This is a genomic window from Cryobacterium sp. TMT2-10 (genome assembly GCF_004403075.1).
Taxonomy (GTDB): domain Bacteria; phylum Actinomycetota; class Actinomycetes; order Actinomycetales; family Microbacteriaceae; genus Cryobacterium; species Cryobacterium shii.
Genome location: NZ_SOGW01000105.1, coordinates 29,804 through 56,138 on the forward strand (window position 1 = coordinate 29,804; position 26,335 = coordinate 56,138).

Here is a 26,335-nt window from a genome sequence, read left to right on the forward strand (position 1 = left end):
AGCCCAGGCTGTCCACGCTTCAGTGGACACGCCAGACACGCCGGACACAATTCCGGGTGCATTCTGGAGTACGTGCGCTATGCTCTGGGACATAGAGAAACCTCCCGTGAGGGCTGTTGATCTGGATTAGCTCGAACCTCGGGCCGGCAAGCACAGAGGGTTTGAGCTACGAAACTTGCAGTAGCCCGTCGCGAAAGCGACGGGCTCTTTCGTTTAAGCGGCTGGGATGAGCAACTCCTCTTTGGGGTCGCGAATGAGGTCGAGGACAGGCAGTTGGCCCTGGTCCGCGAGAGTTAGGCGCAACAACGCTTCCAGGTAGATACCGGTGGACACGCCGCTTGCGGCTGCGGCTTGATTGACTTCCGCGCGGATCGCGGGGTCGACTCGTGTTTGGAACAACACCGTGGGGGTGTGGTCCCGACGAATCCTGCTTCCCTTTGCAACGGCCATGGAAACGATCTTGTCGTTAAACCCATTCAAGAGCGCGCGACGCGCGGGAGCGGCTTGATTAAAGTCTTGACTGTCCGAGGAATTCGCCAAGAGCGACGTAGAGCTCCGTGACGCGTTCCGGGATGACTGTGTAGCGCACCCACTGGCCGCTTCTGGCTTCGCTTCGCGGGGGAGTGGACTCGATGAGTCCCGCAGTCTCAAGGGCAGCCAGGTGGTTTGACGCCGTCGGCGGGGCGATGCTGAGCGCTGTTGCGACATCGGCGCGGGTGCATGGCCCGTTTTCGCGGATGTGCTTGAGGATTGCCACTCGAGCCCGATTTCCAAATGCGTCGATCGCAGCCTCCACGAGTTCATCGTGAGGGGGACGCACGTAGCGGGGCATCCTGCCATTCTGCCCGACCTCCGCCCTCTTCCATCGTTGACTCAGTCAACCCTAATCATTATATGATTAGCTTATGACGAAGTCGAGCACCACGCTGGCCCGATGCTCTCGCGCGAGGGGGGAGTTGTCAGCCCAGGACGAACTCGAGGACCTGCCCGAAGTCGCGGGTGACGAGGTCCCGCCGCGCGGTGAACTTCGTCCCCTGAGGCCGGCGCACGACCCCATCGGGGGCATCGTCCTCGATATAGCCCATACCCCGGAGATCGATCAGGGCAGCATGCACCGCGGGCCGACTCATGGTGTCACCGATGACGTCGAACAACTCGGCATAGCTGAGTGGCTTCCGGAGCAGGGCGCGGAGCACCAGGACACGGGAGGGCGCGGAAAACAGTTCCTGGAACAATGCCACCCGGTCAGGTGCATGTTTCATCATCAAATTGTCGTCACGGGCCATGCAATCAATTCTGGCGTGGATCACCCCTCTCGCACGTGCGCCACGACCGCACTCGAGTTAATGCAAACGCATCTATTTACCTGTGCAAGCTGCACCGACCCGCAGATGTCGGTGGCCGACGTTACGTTCGAAGCTCCGTGCGATCAGGCCATTCGACCCACGCCCCCAGTGATTCAGGCACGTATAACCAGACGCAAAGACGGAACACACCCCCCGTTCAGGAGGGTACAAGAGAAAAAAGACGAGAGACTAGTCGAGGCCTCGGGGGTTCCCTAATTCCCTGTGCCAGTTAGTGGAAATTCGAGAGGACATACCGCCCATGAGTGACACCGGTCGCACCGCCCCCAGCGAGGTCTTTGGAGCGGCTGACCGCGCCGGGGACTACATCGAGGAAGACACCCTCCACACGATCCCCGCGCCCCCACGACGCAAGGCCAACAACACCGCGTCCGCTCGCCGCCCAGTCCTCGAAGCACCAGCCTCCGCGCCCGCCCCGGGGGAGGCCCCTGCGATGCAGGAAGCCCCGTCGGTGCCGTCCGAAACGCCCACCGACCTAGCCAGCACCTCTGTCCTCTTTGGCGGCTCGGCCGCTGGCCTCGCGTCCGCGTCGAGCCCCCCGACCAAGGCCACCACGGGGTTCCGTGGCGCTCTGGCCCGCCTGGGACTGCCGGTCGGACCGGGCGCAGCCGAGCTGGGGGAGAGGCTCCGGACGGAACTGCAGGCCGCTCACGAGACCACGGTGCGGCAGGCGACCTGGACGCGTGCGGTCTCGGTCCTGGTGAACAACCCCAAGGGCGGAACGGGCAAGACTCCCACCGCCCTGCTCCTCGGGGGAGTGCTGGCCGCGATCCGCGGCGGATCGGTTGCGATCCTCGAAGTCTCCGACGACCCCGGCGCCCTGAACTTCCGCGCCGAGGGCAACCCCCTCCTCGGCCTCGGCGAACTGGTCCGCGACGTCGACCACGTCCAAACCGCCGGCCGCCTCGCCGGATACACCGCCCCTCAAACATCCTTCGCGTCCGTGATCGGATCTACCGGCCGCCGGGACCGCCTCACCGGAGAATCCGTTGTTGCCGTCTCCAACGTCATCGACGACTTCTACTCCATTCGCGTCATGGACTCCGGCAACGTCCCCACCTCCTCCGCATTCCGCGGCGCCGTGTCCGTCTCCGACGTCCTCGTGATCCCCGTGATGAACGCTGGCGACTCCGTCCTCGAAGCCATCCAGCTCCTCGAGGAGCTCCGGGCAGAGGGCGGGCCCTCCGCGGAGCTTGCCAACCGGGCCATCGCCATCCGCCTCACCGACGGCCGCCCCGAGAACGACACCGTCCGAGAAGAAGTCGCACGGCTCCTGAGCCAGGCGGGCGTGTCCGCCCTGCACGAGATCCCTTACGACTCCCACATTGCCGAACGCGGACAACTCACTCTCACCCGCCTCAATCCTGCAACCCGGGACGCGTTCGTGGCAGCAGCCGCCAGCGTGGTCCGGTCCCTGCAAACCGCGGTCTCCGCCGCACCCACACAGAACCGGAAGGCCTAACCCCCATGCACGACCTCCTGCTCCACGCGGCGATCGAGAACCCCCTCGACGGGATCCTGCCCGACTTCTCCTTCGGCGGCGCCGAATTCACCGCACTCTGGCAAAAACTTATCGCCGCCCTCTGGGCCATCGGCATCCTCGTCTCCATCGGTTACCTGATCTTCGGAATCGTCGCCATGGCCGGAGCCTCCGGAGACACCAACCCCAACCCACAAGCCCACGCCCAAGGACGCCGGAAAGCCGTCTGGGCCGGCATCTCCCTCGCCGCCCTCGCCGGCCTCGCCATCATCGTCGGCGCCGTCCTCTCCTTCGCCGGCTAACCCACACCACCAACGCGCACCCCAAGGAGTCCCACCATGCGAATGGTCACAGCATCCGGCCGTAGCCGCTGGCCCATCGTCATCGGGGCCGCCGCCCTCGTCGTCGCCATCAGCGGAGGCATCGCCTACACCGCCACCCGCCCTACCGCCGCACCGAACGCCGCACCAAGCACCGCGACAGCCACCCCAACGCCAACTCCAACCGGCAGCACCGGCACCGGAGATATCGGGGACGACGTCGCACCCACAGGGTGCCTCGGCGGACAGGACCGCAACGTCAACATGGTCCTGGCCGCCCAGGCAGACGCCAAACACACAAGTTACGGAGCGGTGGAGCTCGCCACCACGTTCTATCGGTGGCTGTGGCAATCCCCGAACCCAGCAGCAAATACAGCCGACGCGAACACAGTGAGTGCAGCGATCATGTCGTCCACGGCCAATGAGGAATTTAGCGACCTTGCCGCCGGTTACTCGGCGATGGCCAACACCGACATTACCTCCGGGCAAGTCCCAGCGAACACCCCATTCCACTTGTCCACCACAAACGGTCTGTGGATGATCTCGGAGGGATCCAGTGCTGACGAAGTCGAAGTGAACATCGCGGCGGGGTACGTGGTCAACGGCGAACTCAGCCCGACCAAGACGGCAGTCATCTCCCAGACGTTGGTCTGGGAGGACAACGCGTGGCACATCCAGAGCGCCGGCACTCCCGATCAGGCGAAACTCGCCGCGGGCGGCACGCGCTACACCGGCGGCTGCTGATGGCCGCAGATTGCAACAGCAACTTCTTCGTTTGCGGCGTAGAAGATGTCGCTGATGGAGTCTCGGGTGCTGTCGGCGGCGTCAACAACGCCGTGAATACAGCTGCGGGTGTGGCGGACTTTTGGTCCGACCCGGCCGGGAACTCCTTCAAGCTGTTGCAGGGAGCGGCTAAGGGCCTTTCCGATACGGTGTTGCCGGCGTTGACGCATGCGACGCTTCCAGATCTGACGGCGGATTGGTTCATTCAGGCGTACCAGGTGTCGTTTGCCTTGGCGATCTTCGTGTTCGTGGCCCTGTTGATCCCGCAGATCGTGCGCACCGCGCGCGGCCACCAGTCCGGCCGGGAGCTGGGGGAGTCCCTCACCCTCTATGGGCCCGCGTTCATCCTGGGGGCAATGTTCGGTCCCGCGCTCGGCGCGTTCCTGGTGAAGTTCTTCGGCGCCCTATCTGACTCCTTGATCGCGTGGGGCGTCACCAGCAACTCCGAAACGATCGTGGCCAAGTTCTCCACGATGCTCTCCGAGGAAGACGGGTCCGGCCTCGCCGGCGGCGCCGTCCTCGGTGTGATTCTGATGTTCTTCATGATCCTGGGCCTGCTCGTTGTGCTCCTGATGCTGATCGTTCAACTCATCACCCTGTACTTCTCCGGCGTCCTTTTCCCCCTCGGGTTCGTGTGGATCGTGGACCCCCAGAAACGAAAGTTCGGGTCAAAGATCGCGTACCTCTGGTTCGGGGTCCTGGCCTCCCACCCGCTGCTGTTCTTCCTGCTCGCGATCGCGTACAGCATGATGAGCGCCCAAGTCGATGCGTTCTCCGACACCCCCAGCCTCGCCAAAACAGTGACCCTGGTCGTGTCGATCCTGGCGTTGTTCATGGCCGGCCTCGCCCCCGTCGCCCTGACGAAGTTCGCCCCCGTGATCCCCACCGGTGGCGGCGGCGCCGCCCCCGCGGGACCGAACATCGGATCCCAGTCCATGCAGCAAGCCGACGCCAAATACAGCAACAACGGCCCCGAAAGCTCCGGCGGCGGCAGCTCCCCGTCCACAGGCAGCTCGAGCAGCAGCGGCGGAGGCAGCAGTGCAGGTGGCGCTTCGGCGGCTGGTGAGGGTGAGGCGGCGACGTCGTCGATCTCTGAGGCCGCATCCGTGGGCTCCGCTGGCGGGGCCACTGCCGGTGCTGGCGCTGCGGCAGCAGGCGGCGGTGCGGTCGCTGCCGAAGGCGGTCTCGCCGCCGCCGGCGCAGCCGAATCCGCGACCGGTGCCGGGGCTGCGATCGGTGTCCCCACGATGATCGTCGCCGGCGCCATGGCAGGTTTTGAGGCGACGAAGAAGGTCACCGATTCGGTGACCGACGCGGCCGTGTCACCGGTCGAGGACCAAGACGAACATTATGGAAAGGACTCCGTCTAGTGAGTGATACCCCGGAGTCCCACATCCGTTACCTCGGCGGCGAGTCCGGCCACCGCGGCTTCTTCGGCGGCACCGCCTCCAAAACCCGGATGATCCTCCTCACCGTGTTCATCGCCGGCGGCATGGCCGGCATGGTCCTCGGCCTCGGCCTGCCCGCCCTGATCGTGGCCGTCGCCGGGGTCGGCATCACAATGCTGACCACCGCCCGCACCCACCGCGGCACCGTCCTCGAGCGGCGCCGGAAGCGAGCCCGCGCCCGGGCCCGGAAGCGCCTTGGCACGGACGAGTTCGTGCCCTACGAGGTCGGTGCGTGGGACCAGCTCCAAGAAGCCATCCTCCGCGGCACCAAAACCGAGAAGCAGGCCGCGGAACGCGCGGCGGTGAAGATGCGGGCGAACCCGGACGGCGCCGACGGCATGGGCTGGCTCCAATACGCCTCCAACATGCCCGGCATCGCCTGGCACGCCCCGATCGGTGAGCAACCGCACCTGTCGGTCGCGTTCTCAGTTTCCGGGCAGCTGCGCGGGATGGAAACCGCCGCCGCCCTCACCCGGGCGGCGAACGCGTGGGGCAAGTTCCTGGCCCGCCGCGCCGCACCCTCCTCCCTGATCCGGAACGTGCAAACCCTCACCCGGGTTCTGCCGCCGGACTCGGCCCGGCAGCAGCAGTGGGTGAAGACCCGCCTGGAACCGGTGCAGGAAACCTGGACGGCGGAGCAGCGGGCGTCGTTTGAGGCGCAGAAGCTCTCCTATGACGAAGTGATCCGGAAGTCCAGTGCCAATGCGATGGTGCAGCGCCACTACGTGGTCGTGTCCTGGCCCCTCACCCAGCAATTCACCGACGCAGCCGCAAAATACGGTCCGGGCCGCGACGCGTGGCGGGCGTTGATGGCCGGGCAGATTCAGGCCACCGAACTGGGTTTGAACGAAGCCCGGATGGGCGACGTGCAGGCCCTGACTGCGAAGCAGACCACGGCGCTAATGTTGCACCAGCAGAACCCGCACCTGCCCATCGACCTCACCCGGAACGTCGACCCGCTCCTGTCCGGGATCGCGTCCCGTGACGAGTTCTCCGCGCACATCGTCGACGGCGTCGACCCCACCTCCCTCGTCATGACCGAGACCGGACCTGCCGCGCCGCCGGTGACGTGGTGGCACCGCACCGCGGCCATCCACGGGGAGAACCTCGCCGTTGCCGGCCGCAGCCCCCTCTGGTGTCTCGACCTCCTCATCGGGCGGGAACTGACCTTTGTCCGGTCGGTGTCCTTCCACCTGCACCTGGTTCCGGCGGGTCAGGCGAAAGCGAAAGCGCGCGCCGACGTCGTCCGCGACCTCGCCGGGGTCCTTGCCGACCAGCAGAAGGGCCGCCTCATCTCCGACGACAGCACCACCCGCATGTCCGCAGCGCAGCGCCGCTCCGCGGACCTCGCCGCCGGATCCCACCACCACGGTGTCGATTGGATCGGCTTCGTCACCATCTCCGCCCCCACCCGGGCAGACCTCGGTCATGCCTCCCGGCAGCTCGAGGAAGCCTGCGCGACCGGCCTCGGCATTGAGCACCTCGACTGGCAAGACTCCTTCCAATCCGCCGCCTCCGGCACCACCTGGCCCCTCGGCCGGGGCCTTCGCCCAGCAGGCGCGACCCTGGCAACCCGGGCCATCAACCGCCTCGCCGGCCGCACCGACAAGGAAGCCATCTCATGACCCACCCCAACCCCGCCACCCCCGCGGCTACCAACACCGCGCACGGCAAACGCACCGTTACGAAGAAGCCCTGGTACGGCACCGTCCCCGGACTGAAAATCTTCCTCACCCCGGTGGCGACGTCGCCCGTTCTCACGGGCGAAGAAGACGCAGCCGCACCCGCTGCGGGTTCTGACGCTGCGGTTTCTGACGCACCTATGTCGTCGCGGCGGCCGGTGGATGTGCCGCCGTTCGAGCGGCCCGGGTCGGTGCTGCGGGCCTCCTCTGGGGCGGCGGCGCGCGGTTGGTATGCGCCTCGCCTGGCTGGGGCGCCGTCCACGACCAGGCAGGCTGAGATCCTGAACACGGGCATCATTGGGGCGCCGACCGGGATTGACGGGGTCGTCAATGGCACCGACACGCTCTCGTCGACGATGATCAGTCACGACGCCCCCACCGCGTACAACGCGACCCCCAGGAAACTGACCTCACCCAACGTCCTCATCATCGGCACCGTCGGCTCCGGGAAGTCCTCGTTCACCAAAACGGTCATGGTCATGCGGCCCCTGCTGCTGAAGAACCACCGTGCCGTGGTGTTCGACAAGAAAGACGAGGGCGGCGAAGGCGAATACGCCGGCGTCACCCGCCGCATGGGCACCGAGCCCCTCCGCTTCGACCCCGACGGGTCCGGCACCCGCTTCAACCTGATGGACCCCCTCATCGCCCAAGGCACCGGCCTGCAAGGCCAGATGCTGCTGATCAACGCTGTCGCCCGCATCGCCCGGGGCGACACCGCCGCGACGGAGTGGGAAGAGAAAGCCACCCGGTACGCCCTGCAACTGTTGTTTGAGAAGTTCCAGGACACCCGCCGGGCCGCGACCACCACAGATCTGATGCCGTTCCTCGGGTTGGTGCCAACAGATCAAGGGCTGTCGGGGGAGGCGTCGGAGCGGTTCCACCAGGCGGGCCTGTCGATTAGGTTCGGCCTGCAGAACCTCCTCGAAACCTACGCGGGCGTCTTCGACGGCGAAACCAGCCGCCGCGTCGACCTCTCTCACAAGCTCACCACGTTCGACATTTCCCAGCTCCCCGACTCCGGCCCTGCGATCCCGACGGTGATGGCGATCGGGAACATGTGGCTGATGGGGCGGCTGCGTGAGGAGCGCGGGTTCGTGACGAACGTGATCTACGAAGAGGGCTGGCACATGATCGGCGGCCCCTCCGCCCAGCTGGTGAAGTCGAACCAGAAACTCTCCCGATCCCTGGGCATCTCCAACGTCTTCGTCATGCACAAAGGCACCGACATCCCGCCAGAGAGCCCCGGCTACACCGTCGTCCAAGAAGCCCAAACCGTGTACGCGTTCCGCCAAGACCGCCCCGAAGACGCCCGCTGGGCGCAAGAAACCTTCAACTTCGCCCCTGACACCGCCGCCACGCTCATGGGCTTGAATCCGGGGCACTGCGTGTTCAAGTACGGGTCCAACCCGGAAACCCACATCCGCCACATCCGCTCGGACTGGGAAGTGGAAGTCACCAACACCGACTCCGCCATGGCCGCCGGCAACGCCACCTCCTAGCCGTGCAGAAAGGCATACTCGGCACCGGGCTGGTGCTCCTGCTCGTGGTCCTCTTCACCGGGCTGCTGCTCGTCACCGGCGGCGGCCCCGGCACCGGGGCCTGCGCCGCGGTCGCTGCGAACCCGCAGGGCGCCGCCGACCGCACACCGGTCGCCGGGTACCAGGGCGACCAGCTCGTCAACGCCGCCCTGATCATGAACGCCGGCGCCACCGCCGGCGTCAACGTGCACGGGCAAACCATTGCCGTCATGACCGCCATGGGCGAATCCACGCTCCGCAACCTCACCTACGGCGACACCGTCGGCCCCGACTCCCGCGGCCTGTTCCAACAACGCGACACCTGGGGCACCCTGGCCGAGCGCATGAATCCCGCCCAAGCTGCGGGGTTCTTCTTCCAGCGCCTCGTCACCGTGCCGAACTGGGAGACGCTGGCGCCCACCCAGGCGGCGCACGCCGTGCAGATCAACGCCGACCCGAACCACTACACGACCTACTACGACCAGGCGCAAGAGGTCGTGACGGCTCTCACGACCGGGGACGCGGCGTGTGCGGCCGGCGTTGGCAGTGACGCCCGGGTGTTGGCGGCTGCTTTGGTGGTCAAGATCGACGCGGGAGCGATCACGGGTTTGTCGCCGGATCACCTGCGCGAGATCCGGTGGATCGCCGACGGCGAAACCCGCCCGAATTGCGGCATCGACACCCGCATTTTGCAAGTCATCACCATGGCCACGAACATGTTCGACGCAGTCGGGATCTCGGACATCAACCGGGCCTGCACCGGCCAGATCCTCGGCTCAGGCCTCTCCTCCCCGCACTCCGCGAACGGCGGCGGCCACGCCGTCGACTTCTACTCCTTCGACCGGATGCCCACCACCGGCGCCGACGCCAACGCCCTGAAGCTCCTGAAGGCGCTCAGCCCGGTCATGCCCGCCGGGTCCGGCGCCGGCCAGAACCAGTGCCGCGCCGACGCCGGCGTGACCCTGGACCTGTCGATGAAGCAATTCCGCGACGACTGCAACCACGTCCACATCGCCGTCGACCCCAACACCACCGACCCCATGAAACTCGCCAACTGATGCCCGAATCCCGTGCGCACTGCGCCGCCTCGACAACCAGACAGGCACCCGTTTTCTCGGGGGCAAGGAGAACCAGATGATCGACTGGAAAGCCCGCATCATGACCGGCCTCCTCGCCCTCCTCGCCGCCCTCGGACTGCTCGTAGCCGTGCACGTCGGCGCGATGATCACCCCCACCGGCACGACCTATCCGTGGAACCCCGCCGCCCTCGCCGGGGATTTCCTGTTCCGGGACGCACCGTGGCCGCCCGCGGCAACCTGGACCAGCGTGGTGGCCCTGGTCCTCGCCGTGGGCCTGTTCGCGTTCATCCTGGCCAAGCAAGCCCAATGGGCGTCGACCAAGCGCAACAACGTGGCGCTGCGGCACATGGCCACCACCCGGCAATCCGCGGTGCTGCGGGAGAAGCTGCGGGCGAAGGAAGCCGCGCAGCTGCACCCGGCCGCGGTGAACCTGCCGGCAGGGGAGCGGGTCGGCCGCCTCGTCGGGCGCCGGAACGGGTGGGTGTATCAGGGGTGGCGCGACCTCGGCGTGTACGTGTTCGGCACCGGCCGCGGCAAAACATCCGCCCTCGTCATTCGGCACATGCTCGAAGCCCCCGGCGCCGCCATCATGACCTCCAACAAAGTCGACGGCGTCCGCGAAACCCTCGCCGGCCGCGCCAGCCACGGCCAGGAATTCATCTTCGACCCCAACCGCATCTACCGCCTCGACCCGCAGCCCGACTTCGTGTTCAACCCCCTCGACTACATTCACAGCGCCGCGGACGCCCGGGAACTCGCCGCGATCTTCGAAGCCTCCACCCGGAAAGCCTCCGACCGGGGCGGCGATTCCCAGTTCGATACCGCCGGGCGGGACATGCTCGCGTACTTCTTCTACGCCGCCGCCCTCGAGCACGAACCCCTCTCTCAGGTGTTCGCGTGGATTGCCCGGGCTGAGGGGTACGACGTGCAGCAGATCCTCGCCCGCCACGGGAAAACCGGGCCCTCCTCCACGATCGAGGGGATCTTGAGCTGGCCGGACAAGACCAAGGGCAGCGTCTACGCCACCGCGCAGCGGATGGCGTCGGCCCTCGCCGACGACGATCTGCTCGCCTGGACCGACACGTCCGGGGTTCGCCGGTTCGACCCGGCCGGGTTCATCACCAGCACCGACACCCTCGTGCTCCTCTCCAAAGACGGGGAAGGATCCGGCGGCGCCATCCTCACCGCCCTCATCCGCGCCATCTGCAAAACCGCCGAGACCGCTGCGCAGCGAAACGGCGGCCGGCTCCCGGTCCCGCTGGTGATGGAGCTCGACGAGTGCGCGAACATCGTCCGCTGGCCCGAACTGCCCTCCGTGTATTCGTTCTACGGGTCGATGGGCATCATCCTGAACTCCTACTTCCAATCCCGGGCCCAAGCGATCGACGCGTTCGGGAAAGACGGCTGGCAGACCCTCTGGGACGCCGCCGCCACCCGGGTCTTTGGCGGCGGATCCGGCGACGACGACTACCTCCGCTCGCTGGCGGCCCTCATTGGCGAACACGATGAAATCACCTACGGCAGCTCCACCGGCAAAGACGGCCACCAATCCACCTCCACCAACACCCGCAAGGTCAACACCCTCGACATCGCCGCCCTCGGCTCCCTCCCCGAATGGCGCGCCATCGTCTTCAGCTCCAAATGCCGACCCGTCATGGTCAACACCGTCCCCTGGTTCCGCGACAAAACCCTCACCACCACCATCAACCGCACCCCACCCAGGACACCGAACCCCAGGCCGGCACCGGTCGCGGTTCCCGACGACACCACTGCAGCGGAGGTAGCAGCCAATGGCTGAGCACGACGACTACGACTCGACCGGCCCTGAAGAGGACGCGGTCGACGTCCGCCAAATGTTCCTCGACTGGCTGACCGGTCACCTCGCCACCGTCGAGGTCGTCGGCACGAAACCCACGCCGTGGTGCACCCAATGGTGGCTACACCCCGAGGTCGTCGCCCGGTTCAAAGCCCTCTGGCAGGCCAGCATGCAAGCCGAAGCCAGCGTCATGGACGGCGACGCCGGTGCCGTGTCCTCCTGGTGGATCAACCACTGGGACCGCCACGCCGCCGTCATCTTCGACAAAGGAAACGGGCCGTTCCGCGACTGCGACCCCGACCAAGGACACCTCCACCGCCGCAAGGACACCACCGCCAGGATCGTGCCTGCGTCGATGCCTCCTGACGACGTCGAGCTGTAGGCGAAAGGGTCCGACGAAGAGTCCCGCGGGGACGCTCTCGCCACGTCAACAACGTGGCCGAAACCGTTCCCCGACAGAAATTAATCATTAATCGACGATTGCTCAGCGTGCATGGAGCTGTTTCTGATGCCGCGCACGGTCTCTCTGGTGTCCACGGCCGTAGGGCCGTCTGGTGCTCCGCTGCGTCTTCCTCCGCGAGTGTCAGGGCGAAGAAACTCGAGGGCATGGCGGTCTGTGGCTCGGCCGTTCGGCTCCCAAATCGGTGTCGGGACAGCGTTTGTGCGACGCCCGGCCATGGTCTCGTCGACCTCTACGCTTGCCCTATGGAACAGATAGGCGAACCGCTGAGGGTCATTAGCGTCAGTTACGAAGACTTGGTCGACATGATTATCGAGGCGCATGACACACCTTTGGTGTCCATCATTGGCTGGCTCCAATCGATGGGCGTTGAGCGAACCGGGGACCTACGCTGCTATTGGCCGGTGGACTCCAATGTGGTCGCGAATTTCGTCTCGCCGCGCCTAGCAAACATCCTTGAGAAGCTGTTCTCGGATCCTCGACTAATGATCACTCCTGCCGTGAAGGAAGCGTCATTCGAAGTCTCAGCACCCCGCCGCGACGTAGGCTCGGAGTTTGCCGTGGCGTCGAGGCAGTACAAGCGCGACCGCGCGTTGCAGGTGATGGTGTGCTCCACACCTGAGTCCTCAGCCCGGCGTTTGCGTGTGCCAGATATGCAGGACGACCCTACTGAGTCGGAGAAGTACGTTTACGCCGAGGAGACCCTGACTGATCGTCGGGTCGCTGCTCGCCTTGCTAACGAGCGAGAACGATCCACGCGATAAGGAGCGCTCTCTGTCTGTCCGGAAGCAAGAAGTGTCCGGCCGAGTCAAACGCGCCGCGAGTAGGTGTTTCTGGGATCCGACACGCCCACGTGCGTTCAATCAAAAAACCGGTTCGAACAGCGCCTTTGGCCCGTGGCTCAGTTCGGTGTGCGAAACAACCGCCACGAATTGCTCGGATTCGTGCCGAACTGCGCACGACTATGTCGTCTCTACAGGGAATCTTGACTGTGTGTCTACGGGAAATGTCGACCGTGTGGACCGTGTGGGTCACGTCCCGCTGGGTGGTGTAATTCCTCGTCACCGTGCGGGTCAGTAGTTCCAGTTTAGGCGGCAGCGAGTTCGGGCAGGATCACCGCCTCGTCGAGGACTTCGATGGGGTTGTTCATGGTGGCCAGCTCGAGCATTGATGCTTCGGAGAAGTAGCGTCGTTCGCCGGCCTCCCATTCATCGTGTTGCTCGATCAACACCGACCCGGCCAGGCGCAACAGGGCCGCGGAGTTGGGGAACACTCCGACGACGTCGGTGCGGCGTTTGATCTCTTTGTTGACCCGTTCCAGCGGGTTGGTCGACCAGATCTGGCGCCAGTGTCGCCGCGGAAACCCGGCGAAGGCGAGTAGGTCGGGTTGCGCGTCGACGAGCATGGCAGCGACCTTGGGGTGCGAGCGGCCGAGCATCGTGGTCACCTCACGGAACTGTTTCTCGATGTGTTCGCGGTCCGGTTGGGCGAAGATGGTGCGGATGATTGAGGCGACCATCTCCTGCGATCCCTTCGGCACCACGGCGAGGACGTTGCGCATGAAGTGCACCCGGCATCTCTGCCAGCCAGCGCCTTGAAAGACGGTCCCGATGGCCTTCTTCAGCCCGGTGTGAGCGTCAGACATGACCAGGTTGACCCCATCCAGACCTCGAGTCTTCAACGACCGAAGGAAGCTGGACCAAAAGCCCTCGTTCTCGCTGTCACCAACGTCGAAACCGAGTACTTCACGGCGTCCGTCGGCCGCGACGCCGACCGCGACGACGATGGCCTGGGACACGATCCGGTGGCCGACGCGCGCTTTGCAGTAGGTCGCGTCAAGGAACACGTAGGGGAAGTCTTGTGCGGCGAGGGTGCGGTCGCGGAACTCGGCGACTTCGGCGTCCAGGCCCGCGCAGATCCGGGACACTTCCGACTTCGAGATCCCCGTGTCAGCGCCGAGCGCCTTGACGAGGTCGTCGACCTTCCGGGTCGAGACACCGTGAACGTAGGCCTCCATCACGACCGCGAACAACGCCTGGTCGACCCGGCGGCGACGCTCCAGCAGCGCGGGAAAGAACGACCCGGCGCGCAGCTTCGGGATCTTCAGGTCGAGGTCCCCGGCCGTGGTGCTCAACGTCCGCGGCCGGGTGCCGTTGCGGTGGGTGGTGCGGTCGCCGGAGCGTTCGAATGGGGCGGCACCGATGAACGCGGTCGCTTCCGCATCGATCAATTCTTGATACAGGGTTTCGGTCGCGACGCGGATGCGGTCGGTGACATCGGTGAGTTTGAGTTCTCCCAGCAGGTCAAGCAGGGCAGACTGGTCTAGAGCCATCGTGTGGTGTCCTTTGTGAGTTCTTTGATCGGTACTCACTGACCATCCCACGGTGGCTCTTCACGTTGACGAAGCAACACTCAGAAGCCGGAAACCACACCACTCACAGGGACGTAACCACCGTGTGGACCGAATCTAGTGTCGCGCAGAGAGGAAGTGCGCTCCCACACGTCCTTTGAGGCAGGCTGCTCTCGGTGAAGCACTGTTCCAATTCCCACCGGGAATGCCGCAGCTAAAATGGGACCAGCCCCGAAAAGCAGTTCCGCTCCGATGTGACTGTTGAACTGGTACGGCCCAGGACTTGGAAATCCTGGGCCGTGTACGAAGCAATGCAATACAAATCGGTTTGCCCACCGATTGCTCTACCTGACCACCCGCTCATTTATCGATACGGACGGACACACCTATTTTGAAGGATCACGGATCAAGCAAGGCACTGTATTACTCGATTAACGGTACCTCAGATCGGAAGGAATCCCACGTTCTGCGGGGAAATGGTGCTTCCGCTGCGCCTCGCTTCCGGTGGCTGCGCACGGTGATTTCCATGCTGCCTGACATCCGAAGGCTGATCGACACTGTTGGCGCATTCATCGGGCTAATGAAAGACCTAGGACTGCCGCTGATCCAGCTCGCGTAAGCCGGGCAATCGACACCGGTCAGGAGTCAAGCGATCCTGACCCCGACCGGTGTCGACCTCCATATCAGGTCATTTTCTCTTCTAACTCAATTTCTAATTTTGGGACGCGAGTGCCGCAGCGCCTCGGCCTACTTGGCTTTCTTCTTCGACTCGCTCAACTTCTTCGTCAGCTTCTCGTTCTTGCGTTTGAGTCTGGCTTTGTCCATGAGATGCGCTGCCGCGGTTTCGAGTTCTCTCGCGGTCCTATTCGTCGCGCCGGGTGTTCGCGCCATTACTGTCTCCTTCTAGATTCGGAAAATGATACTTTCCTGACTCTCTTACAATCTCATGTTTATTACCTGATGGTGGCCAAGTACCGGAGAGGCCGTCCGACTTAGGGTCTTTCATATCGAGACCCCGGTTGTTCACGGAGTATCGGCGTTCGATTCCCGCGTCCGGTGGTCGAACCCCTTGTGGCCCGATTTCGTAAACCGATAGGTTTGCCTAAATTGGGGGAGATATATGGCCGACAAGTGGACGTTTGTGTGGTTGGTCGTCGTGTCGGCCACGGTATTCACCCTGATGGGCTGTTCGCCTGCCAATGGCTTCTCCGACCTGAGTAGAACGCCCAGTGCTGAGGATGCCATCCCAAGCGGCCTTCCTGACTACGCATTAGACGATTTCGACCCCGGCAGCCTGAGGTTTGTAAATGCCGTTGACGGCACCCGGCTGTACTTGGCACGAGGGCGCGACTACCCGGTGTGCCTGCTCGCCTACAGGACGGCCACTGACTGGCAAGGAGCGTGCGGCTCGAACATGACGACCATGAAGTCGCCAAGCTTTGAAGTCATGGTTGTTCAGGATGGCATGCCCAATCGAAAGGGCTGGAGCAAAGCAGGCGAGAACCTCCGCATCAAGGACCAGTAGGTCCAGCATCGCCGAAAGGGAACGCTTTCCGGGACAGACGTGGGACCTGTTGGTGGTTTCCGGCTGGTCCCGGCCGTCGCTCGTAGTCGGGAACGCGCCGTTCCCGAGGCCACTTCAGCCTGCGCGCTACATTGTCACCGTGGGAAGTCGAGCCTTGAAAGCGGGTGCAGGCGCGCCGAACATCGTGGCGCTGTCCATCGCAGTCACGCTGACTTCCTGCTCCTCCTCGCCGAAGACAACGTACCTGGCCGACAACGTGGACGCGGTCACTGCTGACTGGGAGGCCTATCCAGGGCGCGACGACCTTCCTGCGTATGAGTTCGACGTGGTCTACCGATGATCCCCGCTGCAGGCCGCGCGGCTATCGCGGGCGGCGTGTTGGCGCTCGCGCTGGGTCTCCTCACGGCCTGCGGGCCCGATCCTGCCGGATCGGGCGGGTTGGTCGGGCGCTTGACGGGTACGTCCGACGTGGAAGGGCTGCCGGGTGGTTATGCGATCGGTCGAGGGGGACTAGCGATCCTCCCGATCGCCGTCATGGATGCGCCCTTTTGGCAGCTGACGGGAGGAGAGCCGCTCGCCGATCCACGGGAGTGGGCCACCCTGGGGGTGACGCTGAGTCAGGCGGATGTCTCGGAGCTGGGCGGCACGGTGTCTCCCATCGATGAGGACGGCGACTTCCGGATCATCGCCCCGTCGGGCGAGTACGCCATCTGCTACTGGCAGCAGCGAATCGGAGGTGGGGTCTCCGGCTGCTCTGACCTTGAGTTGCCGCGCGAAGGAGAACTCGCTGCCTTCTGGGGCGAGGCCGGCTTTCACATCGCCGTCAAGGAGTAGAAAACTGACGCGCCGGGAGCGAAGCGCACCGTCGTGGGGACCCGTGTCGCGCCGAGTCAATCAATGGTCAATGAACGGCGCACCTAAGGAGTCAAGGACGGACGCACGGACAGCGATAGCTGCTCGGGCTCCCCTGGGGCGTCACTAGTCACCGTCAGCTGATAGTCATAGCCACCCTTGACTGCCCGCCCGCTACATAACGAGGCGATCCCGATCACGTTGGCCGGCCGCTGGCACGGTCCCTCCACAGCAAGCGTCAGACCCGCCGGGGCAGCGATCTGTTCCAGATCCTGCACAGTGACGGCCCCGTCCGCCTGCCAACGCCGGTGGATACTGGGACACGGGTTAGTACTCAAACACGGGAACTGCTCACGGCGGACAATGTCGCCCAGCGGCTTCCAGCCCTCGGGGATTGCCAGCAGTGACACCTGCGAAACGAGCTCGTCAGTGACCCGGTCCTCAAGGGACCTGACGATGAAGAACGCAGACACAGCAAGAACAATGACGCCAATCAAGATCGCACCAAGAATCTTCACGCCATCCCCCCAATGAGCCTCGTTACAGGCTGCCCAGCGCAGCTGCCTGCATCGTATCGGGCGAACGTCAGGCCCGGCCGCTGAAGGGGAACCTTGGGCGGGCGTTTGATGGTGGATCGGAGCCGGAGCCGGAGCCTTGGGTTGGGTACGCAGGGCCGCAGCAATAGGCTGTGGCTACCGAGGGGGACATCGGGGAATCGCTTTGGGTCCTCCGCTCGCATCCCACCTATTCAAAACAGTTACTTGATGTGGCCGGGGCGGAGCTCAAGAAAGGATCCTCGCAGTGGAGATTGTGACCGCATTCGCTGGGGCTGTGCTCTCACTGGTCGTCTTTGGAATTGCGCTCTATGCGGTGATCCTGGCAACCAAGCTATTCAGATACTGGCGGCTGACTCGCTCTGCAGAGCGGGCCCGGAGAAGGCAAGAGCTTTCCGATGCGCGGATTCGCGATTCGCTTCAGGCGGCTGGGTTCCAGGAGTCGGAAATCGAAGACGCTCTCCGAGCGATACGCTCGGCACCGTGACAACAGTAGGCGGGGAGTACCAGAGGTGGAGATAGTGAGCCAACCGTTCGAGATCCGCACTCGATCCAGGGTGCCAGGCCCTTCGATGTGGCGACTGATTGTGGTGGCAATGTTGTTTGTCGGTGTGGTGCTCGTGGTGATGGTGGTCGCGATTCTCTCCATCGTCGTAACGCATGACACCACCGTGGCGGGCATCTTGTTCCTTGTCATGGTGGCAGTTTCTCTCGTTTGCTTCCTGTTGCTCTCCTGGATGTCGAAGCAGATGAAAAGGGAGTTCGCTGCGGGGTACACGACCAGCAGGATGGGATACCCCAACCTTGAGCAGGTGGACGAATCCACGGGCCTGGTCGTGCGGGCGGCGGGGGAACCATTGCTGAGCCGGCAGGTGCGCCGGGATCGTGTGCTGGCATACAAGGCGACCCGGGCGGGGTCTCGTGAAAGCTAGTTCCCTGCGGTGGGGCCTCATCATGTCACTGGGCGGGTTCGCTCTGGCGATGGTGGGGCTGACGACTTACCGCTTCCTGCAGGCTGCGGGTGATGATCCCGTGAAGGCGCTGGCGTTCTTCGGCAGCCTCATCGCCGCGTTATGCGTGGTCGGGATGATCGTGGCGCGACAGTACCGGCGACTGGCCCGGACAACCCAGGGCTTGCTGGGTGTTCTGGAGGGGAGGTATCCGGGCCAAGCCTTCGCGGTCTTCAAGACCATCGGACTCCAATCTGACATCGACACCTTGCCTATCTCGCTGAAAGGCGCCGCGTGGAACAAGCGCACCCTGTACGCGGTCCTCACTCTGGACTCCGAGTCCATGACTTTCTGGGATGGATCCGCCACGAAGCCCGTGATGACGGCGCGACTGGATAGGTCTGAACTGCAAAGCATTGACCCAGCCGACGATGCGGCGCTTGTTTTCAACGCCAGAGCACTCACGGTTGCCGTGTTGCACGATGCGGTGACACTTCGGGTCACGGTTGCTCCGGCTCAGACCTGCGACTGGATCTTCTTCCCCACCCGCGACTCATTCGCCCTGCTTGAAACTGCGCTCACCACATGACGACCCCACCCACGACTCAAACCAGCTCCTGATGGTTATGTCCCACCGACAACAGAACTGATACACAAAGCGAACACCTCTCAGCATGAAAGTGTGCAAAAAGGGGACCCCAACCGCTCACGCCCTCCCCTCGATAGAACTGCGACGCTCACGCCGAAGGGCCGTCCCGGTTACCCCGCCCGGAACGGATTCGCGCTTCGCTGGGTGAAACGCATCAGCACTTCTCTGCGATCGATGGAGGCACAGCACTCGGAACCATATTGGCGGATCCGCCAACGCTGACCAGTTCGAGGCCTGAAATATGGACCACCCTGCCTGCCGGGCAAGCATCGTTCCAATTGGTTGTAAGGAGCTGGCTCAGATCGGCTGGGCGCGCCTGATTACCAGCGGGTAACGCTCCGGTAGCGTTGTGCCTCGGAGTCCCCCCACTCCGACGATTAGCCCCGGTCTTCATGCTCGTCTTTCCCCAGGCGATACATGCCGGGGCTTTTTCGTTCCTTCCCCCCGCAGCGCCATAGCTCGCTGTCCGCGAGGAATTAGTCGAGCTGCTGCGGTGCTTCATCCCAACCCAGAGCTGAGGTGAGTTCGTCGACATCTGGGAGTGCGTTCTTCTCGGAAGGCGGCAGGGCGTCATATGTGTAGGTGGACACGGCCATGGGGGAGCCCGAGCGACCAAGCGCGTAGCGGACTGTGTGATCGTTTCGGTCACCGCAGATGAGGATGCCAACCGTGGGCGCGTGGGCGTCTCGTCGGAGCCTGTCGTCGACGAGGGAGACGTAGAAGGCAAGTTTGCCGGCATGCTCGGGTTGAAACTTTCCGGTCTTCAGCTCGATGACGACGTACCGAAGTTGCTCGACGTGAAAGAACAGCAGGTCGAGGTAGAAGTCATCGCCGGCGACGTCGAAGTGGACCTGACGGCCCACGAATGCGAACCCCTTTCCCAGCTCCCGGAGCGTATCTACGATGCGGTCCATGAGGGCTTGTTCTAGGTCGCGTTCGGCTGCGTCCTCGGTCAGTTCCAGGAAATCGAACACGTAGGGGTCTTTGGCGATCTGCCGGGCCAGGTCGGAATCAGCGGGTGCTAGCTCGGCGCTGAAGTTCGAGGGTGCAGCCCCAGTTCTCTCGAGGGTGCGGTTCTTGATCTGGTTGAGCAAAACATTCCGCGACCATCCATTCTTTGCGGCTGCCGCGGCGTACCAGGCGCGGGTGTCGATGTCCTCGAGCTTGTCGAGGAGGACTGTGATGTGACCCCATGGCAATTGTCCAACAGCCTGTTGGACAATTGGGAGCTCCTCCGTCCAAGCCGCCGCGAAGGCCCTCATGTAGAACAGATTGCTGCGGGACAGGCCGGTCATCTTCGGAAATTCCACGCGCAAATCATGCGCCAGGCGGTCCATAACCCCGGCGCCCCATCCCTGCTTGTCCTGCTCGGAGAGGATGGAGCGACCGATGGACCAGTACAGCTCGATGAGTTGCGTGTTGACCGTGCGCTGCGCCCGCACCTGAGCCTCGCGGACCCGGAGCTTGAGCGAGCCGAGGAACTCGGGGTATCCGTCGGGAAGAGCAATATCATCACGGGCCATGGCCCAATTGTCTCCCGGCTGTGGTCGGTGATCGTCGCGGCTGACCACAGAAAGGCTTAGCTGGCGGCGATGTAAGACCGCGCCAGGGCCATGACCTCTCGGGAGCGTCCATTCGAAAGCGCTTCGGCCGGCGAAGCATCGTCCAGTTCCGGATGCATGCCCATGAGCCACGCTCTGGCAACTTCAGGCGGATGAACGAAGCTGAGAATCTCGAACACCTGAAATGTGTCTCTGAGGAGCTTTTCACTCGCCTGCGGCGGCCGCACCGTTGCGTGTGCCCAGCGAGCCAGCGTCCGGGGATTCTTACCCACGATCACGCCCAGCAGCACCTGGCCCAGCTGCGCCTGCAGCATCGCTGCGATCTCAGCAATGCTCAGACCCACGGAGCGTTCGTGCGCCGCGCGATCAGAACCAGAACGAGAACCATCCTCGGTTGACGTATTGATCATGAACCGAGGCTACCGGGTATTATGACAGGCAATTTGTCGGGCGATATGACCGATAATGGTTATTATGTCAGTAGGTAGCCGACATCTTCGCATTGGGTGCGAATACGCCGGTTCGGTCGACCTCCCCCAAGCGCCGGGACAGGACCGCGGGGTGGCGCGCCTTGCAACATCACAGTGCCCCCCTAAACGAGGACACGATTAGATGGAATGTGCCAACAAGAATCCAATGCCTCTCCTGCGAAAAGGTCGTCGCCCTTACAGCCGGCCTGCTGTTCAAATCACACAAGGATGGCGGGATACGTTGCATCTCGCGACCGGAAGGCCGGCAGACCGCAAAGTGCCAAACTACGGATTGGTCCAGCTCATGCCGCGCAGCGAGTACGCGCGGATCGCCCACAGTAGTGCGAACGCTCTTCTCTCTGAGAAGGAGATTGCATTAAGGCTCCCCGAATGCCTCGATAGAACGCACCACTCCATCGCCGCGGTCGGTGGCGGCCTCCCCGGGCTGGGCAAGAGACGATAGATTCCGCGTCGGGTCGTCGGACTGTATCGAAGGGTGCCCGTGATGAACAGCTGGGCCTTGCCCGTCAATCCAGAGACGCGCTACAAGCTTGCCTGTTCTCTGCGTTCACGGCGCTCAATACTTTCGCCATCAAAGTGCTCTCAGGTGAAACGGGAAAAATCTGCCAAACGGGGATTACGTACCTAGGCTACTCGCGACAACCGCCCCTGATCGGAAGGGACGTGCGTTGAAGGATCGACTTGAGACTCAAAGAATTCTCCGCAAGAAACGCTTCTAGGGGATTGCCTTTGGTCTAACTGCCCTATTCACCATGACCGCAGGAGTCTCCTCCGCCAACGCGGCACCAAGCCATCACAACACCGGTCCGGTTTCTACCGGCTGCGCGACTGATGCCAGAACAATCAGGACCTTTGGCGTGGACGCGACGACCTGGGTTGACGTCCGTTACTCGCCCAAATGTGGTACCAACTGGTTGCGCTTCTCGAACAACGCGAAGACCGGATGGCTCAAGATCACATCCGACTGGAATCCATCCGTGCCTGTTGAGAAGTATGTGAACCCCGGAGACAGCGTGTACTGGAGCAACCAGGTGTACGCACCAGGCAGCACCTGCATCACCGTCCAGGCATCGATACGAAGCGGCTGGCCCGGGACATGGAACGCTACTGCACCGCTTCGTATCTGCTGAGCGGCATGCACCAGCCCTTGAACCCCTAGAGATGATGACGAGTGACGGGGGTTGGGCATGGTGCACAACTCCATGTTCAAACCCTCGGCGCTTCGCGGAGACGTCGATCAGGGCGCCGCACGTCAGAACTGGTGAGAACCGCATCCGACTGCGGGAGCGTCAACGAATAGGTGCAAGCTATATCGCCCCCCGGAGTCGAGGCCCTCGTTTAATCTCGCTGCTCTAATAGCGCCAGATCACCTTGGCTGCGTAACACGGGTCGGTCTGAAACGGCTTATCGTAGCAGAGCTTGAAGTTGACGCCTTCCCAACCGCTGATATTGGTGCTTTTCGTGGCGGAGTAGGTCGAGGGCGAGTTTGGACCGAGGCGTGAGTAGCCGGTGTTGTAGCTCCCATAGTTGAAAGCGGCGACCACATAAACGTTGTCCGGGGCATTACTTCGTGTCTGGAATGGAACATTGACTCCAGCCGAATACGTGGAAGCGCTGCCGAGGCAAACCCGTGCATATCCCGAGGTACTGACGCCATTGCTCCCGAACACATAGGTACAACTGCCAACCGCGGCGCTTGCAGGCGCTGCAATCATTACACTTCCGGTGATCGCCCCCGCGATCGCCAGGAAGGAGGCAACGGTGGCGCGGAGAACGCGACGACGTGTTCTTGTTGATGTGCTGTCATCGTCATTCGTTGGCCGGAAATACTTCATGGGATGTCCTTTCGCCTTTATCGGGATGAAGCGATCACCGATATCGTGGACCTTCAGAAGAGAAAGTGCAAGCATTTGAATGTTTGAGATCCCCCCCCCCCGTTACCTTGTAGGTAGCCCTTGAAGCTTGCTTCTTAGGGTGTTGGCCTGTTAGAACCGGCATGGTTGCTGCCCCCAGTCGTTCATGATCCGGGGGGTGTTGTCACCGGGCCTGACTGGCATTGGGTGATCGCTAATAGGGGCTCGACTGGAACTCGTTTCTGGGTCGAACGTAACGTGGATGCCGAGACTTGATGCCGTGGACAGGCCAACCGATCCGCATGGCTGACGGGAAACTCATGATTGAGAATTACGCCGGGGTTGACGTTTTCATAGGTGTTGACGTTGGAAAAAGCGAACATCACGCGGTCGCTCTCGACCGCTCCGGGAAACGCCTTTATGACAAATCGCTTCCCAATGACGAAGCCAAATTGCGCGCCGTGATCCAGAAGCTCAAGCTCCGCGGGCAGGTCCTCCTCGTCGTCGACCAGCCCGAAACAGTCGGCGCTCTGCCCGTCGCCGTCGCCTATGCCGAAGGCATCCTTGTCGGGTATTTGCCGGGTTTGGCGATGCGGCGCATCGCCGATCTGCACGCTGGCGAAGCGAAAACGGATGCCCGCGACGCGGCCATCATCGCCGAAGCTGCCCGCACCTTCCCGCACGCTTTGCGCACGCTCCGCCTTGAAGACGAGCAGATCGCTGAACTGTCGATGCTGTGCGGATTCGACGATGACATCGTCGGCCAGATGACTGCCACCAGCAACCGGGTCCGGGGGCTGCTGATGCAGATCCACCCAGCGTTGGAGCGCGTACTGGGCCCGCACCTCGACCACCCGGCCGTCCTGGATCTCCTCCAGAAATACCCGACACCGACAGCACTGACGGCCGCCGGGAGGGTCCGGGTCGGCAACCGCCTCATCAAGCTCGCGCCACGGATGGGCCGCCGCTTGGCCGGGGAAATCTTCCAGGCGCTCTCCGAGCAGACCGTCATCGTTGGTGGCACCCACGCCACACGCGCCGTGCTGCCGCGCCTCGCCGAGCAGCTCAGCACGCTCCACCGCCAACGCACCGAAATTGCCGTCGAGGTCGCCGAGCTCGTCGACGCCAACCCACTGGAACCGATCATCACGAGCATGCCCGGCGTCGGCGTGAGGACCGCCGCCCGAGTCATCACCGAGATCTCCGGCAAAGAGTTTGCCACCGCCGGCCACCTCGCCTCCTACGCCGACCTGGCGCCGGTCACCAGACGCTCCGGATCATCCCACCTAGGCAAGCACCCCTCACGACGCGGCAACAAAGTCCCCAAACGGGCGCTATTCCTCTCGGCCTTCGCCGCCCTGCGCGACCCGGTCTCACGGGCCTACTACGACCGCAAGATCGCCCAGGGCAAGCGCCACAACCAAGCCCTCATCGCCCTCGCCCGACGACGCTGCGACGTTCTCTATGCCATGCTGCGCGACGGCACCCTCTATCAAACCGACGATCAACTCGCGGCTTGACAAAAACATAGGGGTACCCCCCCCGAGTACGGCCTTGCCGGCATCTACGGACTTGCTCGGACAGCCCCCGTTTGTCAGGATGCGCTCGCGAGGAACCTAGACACGTATGGGCGATTCTGAGTGCGCGTTTCCCAGCGCAGCCGGACGGAATCGAAAACTTCGCAGAACGCCTAGATCCCGCTTACCTCAGTCGATCTAGCGCCGAACTCGGGTGGGACGGACCAGCATCTTCCGTCTCCGCAGAGCCAAAACGACGCACACGGTCGGCGAAATCGGCAGCGCCTGCGCCTGCGCCTCCGATACCTCGCTACCGAAGGAGTGCGCAACTGGCGGGTACTCGCTCTTCTACCGCTCGCGGTCGTCACCGCGAGTACGCGGGTCATCGGTATGCGTGGCCTGGTCGCTCCGCGTGACCTGGCGTGCCCTGACGGTGAGGCCGGCGGCGTGCCGCGCTTCACGCTGCCGGTCCGCCGCGGCCCGGTTCGCAGCGCGCATCGCGTCGAGCGCGGTCACCGGCTTCTGACGGCCCGCCTCGGGGGTCTTCTGCAAGGTGCTCTGAGCCTGCTTATCCCGCATGTCTGTCACGCGGGCTGCGAGATCCGCACCTGCGGTGCGCTCACGGTATGCCTCAGGAATGGCCGTCGTTTGGGCCGGGTCGACCTTGTACCGGTCGCGGAACACGTCGACTTCGGCAGCGAGGCGCACCCACTCCTGCCGGCGGGCGCTTTCATCCGGGAGGTCGCCAAGCTGCTGCGCCCACTCGGGCTGCTCGACGGCGATCGCCGTGCCGCGTTCCTCGAGGCGCACAGCCAGGTACTCGTACCGTTCGGCCAGGTGGTCCCGCCACGCGGGGTCGGTGCCGGCGGCGTCGAGCACCCGCCGATCGGCAATCCACGCCGGCACCGCCGGACGCTCGGTCGCCGCTGTCTGCGCCTGGTCGGCGGGTGCCGTTTCGATGCGTCGTTCCATCCGGTGGGAGAGGACGGCGCCGACGTCGTCGGCGGTGCCGCGTTCTCGTTCGTTCCACGAGTCCCGCAGCACCAGGGCCGGGTCAAGGCCCTGGGTTTCGGCGCGGGTGAGGGCGGCGGTGACGGCTCCCCAGCTCTCGGAGCTGGTGAGGTTCCCGGCGTCCTGCTCGCCCAGGGTGTGGCCTACGAGTTGGGTGAAGCGGATGGTGTTGGCGCGTTCGGCGACGTCGCCGTATTGGTCGATGAGGGTGGTCAGGTCGTCGACTCGGGCTTGTTCGGCGCGGATGGTTTCGGTGGCGGAGAGCATCCCGTCGCTGTGGCCGGCGATGGTGGCCAGGACGTCGCTCATGGGTTGGGCGTCTTCGGTCTCGACGTAGAGGTGGTTGGCTTCCTTGCCACGGGTCAACCCGACGTAGACGAGCTCGCGGGAGGTGGAGGAGTCGGCGAGGACGTGGGCGGTGTCCGCGGTCATGCCTTGGGCGCGGTGAATGGTGGACGCGTAGCCGAGCTCGACGTTGTTCTGCACGTACTCGGCGGGAAGGGTGATGCGGCCGCCGTGCCCGGCATGGGTGACGCTCAACGCCCCGTCGGCCTGCACCTTCCCCACCGTCCAGACGTCACCATTTTTGACCCGGTCGGTTCCGCGCCCGGTGCGGAGGGTGGCGTCGTTCAACCGGGTCACGATCCGGTCGCCCTGGTAGGCGGCCAGCCCGTCGCGCAGCTGCGAGGACTTTTTCCCGGATACGAGGCCGGAGCCCATCCGGTAGGCCTGGGCCCTCGTGTTGAGGTCGGTGACGGTCACGTTCTGTTGGGCGAGCATGACGGCGTTCTTGCCGGCTTCATCGTCGTGCTGCCAGGCGGCGAAGACGTGGTCGGTCATCCGGTCGATGCCGCCACCGGTGACCCGGTTGTTGTCCACGTACCAGCGGAAAGGGTCCCCCACCGTGGCCGGGTCGCGGAGCTGCCTTGTCGCTTCGGCCTCGGCCGGGGACGTGAACCGGTGGATCTCCTCGAGCTTGACGGAGCCGACTTCGCGTTCCAGGAGGCGCAGCGCCCCGCCGGACTCGACGGCTGCGAGCTGACGGTCGTCACCGATCAGACGCACGTGCGCG

26 protein-coding genes and 1 pseudogene are annotated in these 26,335 nt (G+C 64.0%); 17 read left to right on the forward strand and 10 right to left on the reverse strand.

The features are described 5' to 3' along the window. Window positions 1-213: 213 nt before the first annotated feature. The 3 genes from E3T37_RS12715 to E3T37_RS12725 all read right to left on the reverse strand — a co-directional run bounded on the left by E3T37_RS12715 (window position 214) and on the right by E3T37_RS12725 (window position 1,262). Window positions 214-450, reverse strand: coding sequence for a hypothetical protein (locus E3T37_RS12715; RefSeq protein WP_104170609.1), 237 nt, complete (start codon window positions 448-450; stop codon window positions 214-216). 58 nt (window positions 451-508) lie between these two features. Next, on the reverse strand, window positions 509-832 hold the full coding sequence (locus E3T37_RS17860) for a helix-turn-helix transcriptional regulator (RefSeq protein ID WP_104170610.1): 324 nt from the start codon (window positions 830-832) through the stop codon (window positions 509-511). 127 nt (window positions 833-959) lie between these two features. After that, complete coding sequence (locus E3T37_RS12725; RefSeq protein ID WP_134367347.1) at window positions 960-1,262, reverse strand: ArsR family transcriptional regulator; 303 nt, start codon at window positions 1,260-1,262, stop codon at window positions 960-962. Window positions 1,263-1,605: 343 nt separating this feature from the next. Between E3T37_RS12725 and E3T37_RS12730 the strand changes: the two genes are divergently transcribed. From E3T37_RS12730 to E3T37_RS12775, 10 genes are all read left to right on the forward strand, one after another. Next, complete coding sequence (locus tag E3T37_RS12730; RefSeq protein WP_134367349.1) at window positions 1,606-2,826, forward strand: ParA family protein; 1,221 nt, start codon at window positions 1,606-1,608, stop codon at window positions 2,824-2,826. A 5-nt stretch (window positions 2,827-2,831) separates the two neighbouring features. Continuing rightward, window positions 2,832-3,146 carry a hypothetical protein gene (locus tag E3T37_RS12735; protein WP_241994574.1) on the forward strand — a complete coding sequence of 105 codons (315 nt, stop codon included), beginning with the start codon at window positions 2,832-2,834 and terminating at the stop codon, window positions 3,144-3,146. A 36-nt stretch (window positions 3,147-3,182) separates the two neighbouring features. Then, window positions 3,183-3,908: a hypothetical protein gene (locus tag E3T37_RS12740; protein WP_134367350.1), complete on the forward strand. Its 726-nt coding sequence runs from the start codon at window positions 3,183-3,185 to the stop codon at window positions 3,906-3,908. Window positions 3,909-4,165: 257 nt separating this feature from the next. Further along, window positions 4,166-5,317, forward strand: coding sequence for a hypothetical protein (locus tag E3T37_RS12745; RefSeq protein WP_134367352.1), 1,152 nt, complete (start codon window positions 4,166-4,168; stop codon window positions 5,315-5,317). Then, window positions 5,317-7,020, forward strand: a complete 1,704-nt coding sequence (locus E3T37_RS12750) for a hypothetical protein (RefSeq protein WP_134367354.1) — start codon at window positions 5,317-5,319, stop codon at window positions 7,018-7,020. The genes E3T37_RS12745 and E3T37_RS12750 overlap by 1 nt, the downstream gene beginning before the upstream one ends. Continuing rightward, window positions 7,017-8,576 carry an ATP/GTP-binding protein gene (locus E3T37_RS12755; protein ID WP_134367356.1) on the forward strand — a complete coding sequence of 520 codons (1,560 nt, stop codon included), beginning with the start codon at window positions 7,017-7,019 and terminating at the stop codon, window positions 8,574-8,576. Before E3T37_RS12750 ends, E3T37_RS12755 begins: the two co-directional genes overlap by 4 nt. 2 nt (window positions 8,577-8,578) lie before the next feature. Continuing rightward, the gene (locus E3T37_RS12760) at window positions 8,579-9,652 is read left to right on the forward strand and encodes a hypothetical protein (protein WP_134367358.1); all 1,074 of its coding nucleotides are present in this window, start codon (window positions 8,579-8,581) and stop codon (window positions 9,650-9,652) included. 76 nt (window positions 9,653-9,728) lie between these two features. Then, window positions 9,729-11,471, forward strand: a complete 1,743-nt coding sequence (locus E3T37_RS12765; protein ID WP_134367360.1) for a type IV secretory system conjugative DNA transfer family protein — start codon at window positions 9,729-9,731, stop codon at window positions 11,469-11,471. Continuing rightward, window positions 11,464-11,871: a DUF4913 domain-containing protein gene (locus E3T37_RS12770; protein WP_134367362.1), complete on the forward strand. Its 408-nt coding sequence runs from the start codon at window positions 11,464-11,466 to the stop codon at window positions 11,869-11,871. The genes E3T37_RS12765 and E3T37_RS12770 overlap by 8 nt, the downstream gene beginning before the upstream one ends. A 323-nt stretch (window positions 11,872-12,194) precedes the next feature. Next, entirely contained in the window at window positions 12,195-12,713 is a 519-nt protein-coding gene (locus E3T37_RS12775) for a hypothetical protein (protein ID WP_134367364.1), read from the forward strand. A gap of 323 nt (window positions 12,714-13,036) precedes the next feature. On the opposite strand, the gene E3T37_RS12780 is transcribed toward E3T37_RS12775, so the two are convergent. Next, a complete protein-coding gene (locus E3T37_RS12780; RefSeq protein ID WP_134367366.1) occupies window positions 13,037-14,281 on the reverse strand; it encodes an IS256 family transposase in 1,245 nt (414 codons plus the stop codon). 765 nt (window positions 14,282-15,046) lie between these two features. Further along, window positions 15,047-15,190, reverse strand: coding sequence for a hypothetical protein (locus tag E3T37_RS16910; protein WP_166806107.1), 144 nt, complete (start codon window positions 15,188-15,190; stop codon window positions 15,047-15,049). A gap of 229 nt (window positions 15,191-15,419) precedes the next feature. Here E3T37_RS16910 and E3T37_RS12785 point away from each other — a divergent pair, with 229 nt between their 5' ends. From E3T37_RS12785 to E3T37_RS12795, 3 genes are all read left to right on the forward strand, one after another. Continuing rightward, window positions 15,420-15,824 carry a hypothetical protein gene (locus E3T37_RS12785; RefSeq protein ID WP_134363889.1) on the forward strand — a complete coding sequence of 135 codons (405 nt, stop codon included), beginning with the start codon at window positions 15,420-15,422 and terminating at the stop codon, window positions 15,822-15,824. Between the two features lie 139 nt (window positions 15,825-15,963). After that, complete coding sequence (locus E3T37_RS12790; protein ID WP_134367368.1) at window positions 15,964-16,164, forward strand: hypothetical protein; 201 nt, start codon at window positions 15,964-15,966, stop codon at window positions 16,162-16,164. Next, a complete protein-coding gene (locus E3T37_RS12795) occupies window positions 16,161-16,658 on the forward strand; it encodes a hypothetical protein (RefSeq protein ID WP_134367370.1) in 498 nt (165 codons plus the stop codon). The genes E3T37_RS12790 and E3T37_RS12795 overlap by 4 nt, the downstream gene beginning before the upstream one ends. Window positions 16,659-16,741: 83 nt before the next feature. On the opposite strand, the gene E3T37_RS12800 is transcribed toward E3T37_RS12795, so the two are convergent. Continuing rightward, window positions 16,742-17,194: a hypothetical protein gene (locus E3T37_RS12800; RefSeq protein WP_134367372.1), complete on the reverse strand. Its 453-nt coding sequence runs from the start codon at window positions 17,192-17,194 to the stop codon at window positions 16,742-16,744. 557 nt (window positions 17,195-17,751) lie between these two features. Between E3T37_RS12800 and E3T37_RS12805 the strand changes: the two genes are divergently transcribed. Then, the gene (locus tag E3T37_RS12805; RefSeq protein WP_134367374.1) at window positions 17,752-18,162 is read left to right on the forward strand and encodes a hypothetical protein; all 411 of its coding nucleotides are present in this window, start codon (window positions 17,752-17,754) and stop codon (window positions 18,160-18,162) included. A gap of 49 nt (window positions 18,163-18,211) precedes the next feature. After that, complete coding sequence (locus E3T37_RS12810) at window positions 18,212-18,769, forward strand: hypothetical protein (RefSeq protein ID WP_134367376.1); 558 nt, start codon at window positions 18,212-18,214, stop codon at window positions 18,767-18,769. A gap of 536 nt (window positions 18,770-19,305) precedes the next feature. Here the strand turns inward: E3T37_RS12810 and E3T37_RS12815 are convergent. After that, window positions 19,306-20,352, reverse strand: a complete 1,047-nt coding sequence (locus tag E3T37_RS12815) for a YhcG family protein (RefSeq protein WP_134367378.1) — start codon at window positions 20,350-20,352, stop codon at window positions 19,306-19,308. A gap of 56 nt (window positions 20,353-20,408) precedes the next feature. Next, complete coding sequence (locus tag E3T37_RS12820; protein ID WP_134367380.1) at window positions 20,409-20,801, reverse strand: hypothetical protein; 393 nt, start codon at window positions 20,799-20,801, stop codon at window positions 20,409-20,411. 833 nt (window positions 20,802-21,634) lie between these two features. Here E3T37_RS12820 and E3T37_RS17865 point away from each other — a divergent pair. Next, window positions 21,635-22,012 carry a DUF2690 domain-containing protein gene (locus E3T37_RS17865; RefSeq protein ID WP_134367382.1) on the forward strand — a complete coding sequence of 126 codons (378 nt, stop codon included), beginning with the start codon at window positions 21,635-21,637 and terminating at the stop codon, window positions 22,010-22,012. A gap of 222 nt (window positions 22,013-22,234) precedes the next feature. Here E3T37_RS17865 and E3T37_RS12830 read toward each other — a convergent pair whose 3' ends face one another. Next, the gene (locus E3T37_RS12830) at window positions 22,235-22,792 is read right to left on the reverse strand and encodes a hypothetical protein (RefSeq protein ID WP_134367384.1); all 558 of its coding nucleotides are present in this window, start codon (window positions 22,790-22,792) and stop codon (window positions 22,235-22,237) included. Window positions 22,793-22,997: 205 nt separating this feature from the next. On the opposite strand from E3T37_RS12830, the pseudogene E3T37_RS12835 reads away from it, so the two are divergent. Beyond that, window positions 22,998-24,255: pseudogene (locus E3T37_RS12835) on the forward strand (IS110 family transposase). 345 nt (window positions 24,256-24,600) lie between these two features. On the opposite strand, the gene E3T37_RS12840 reads toward E3T37_RS12835, so the two are convergent. Beyond that, a partial coding sequence (locus E3T37_RS12840) for an ATP-dependent RecD-like DNA helicase (protein WP_166806108.1) occupies window positions 24,601-26,335 on the reverse strand: 1,735 nt, incomplete at its 5' end.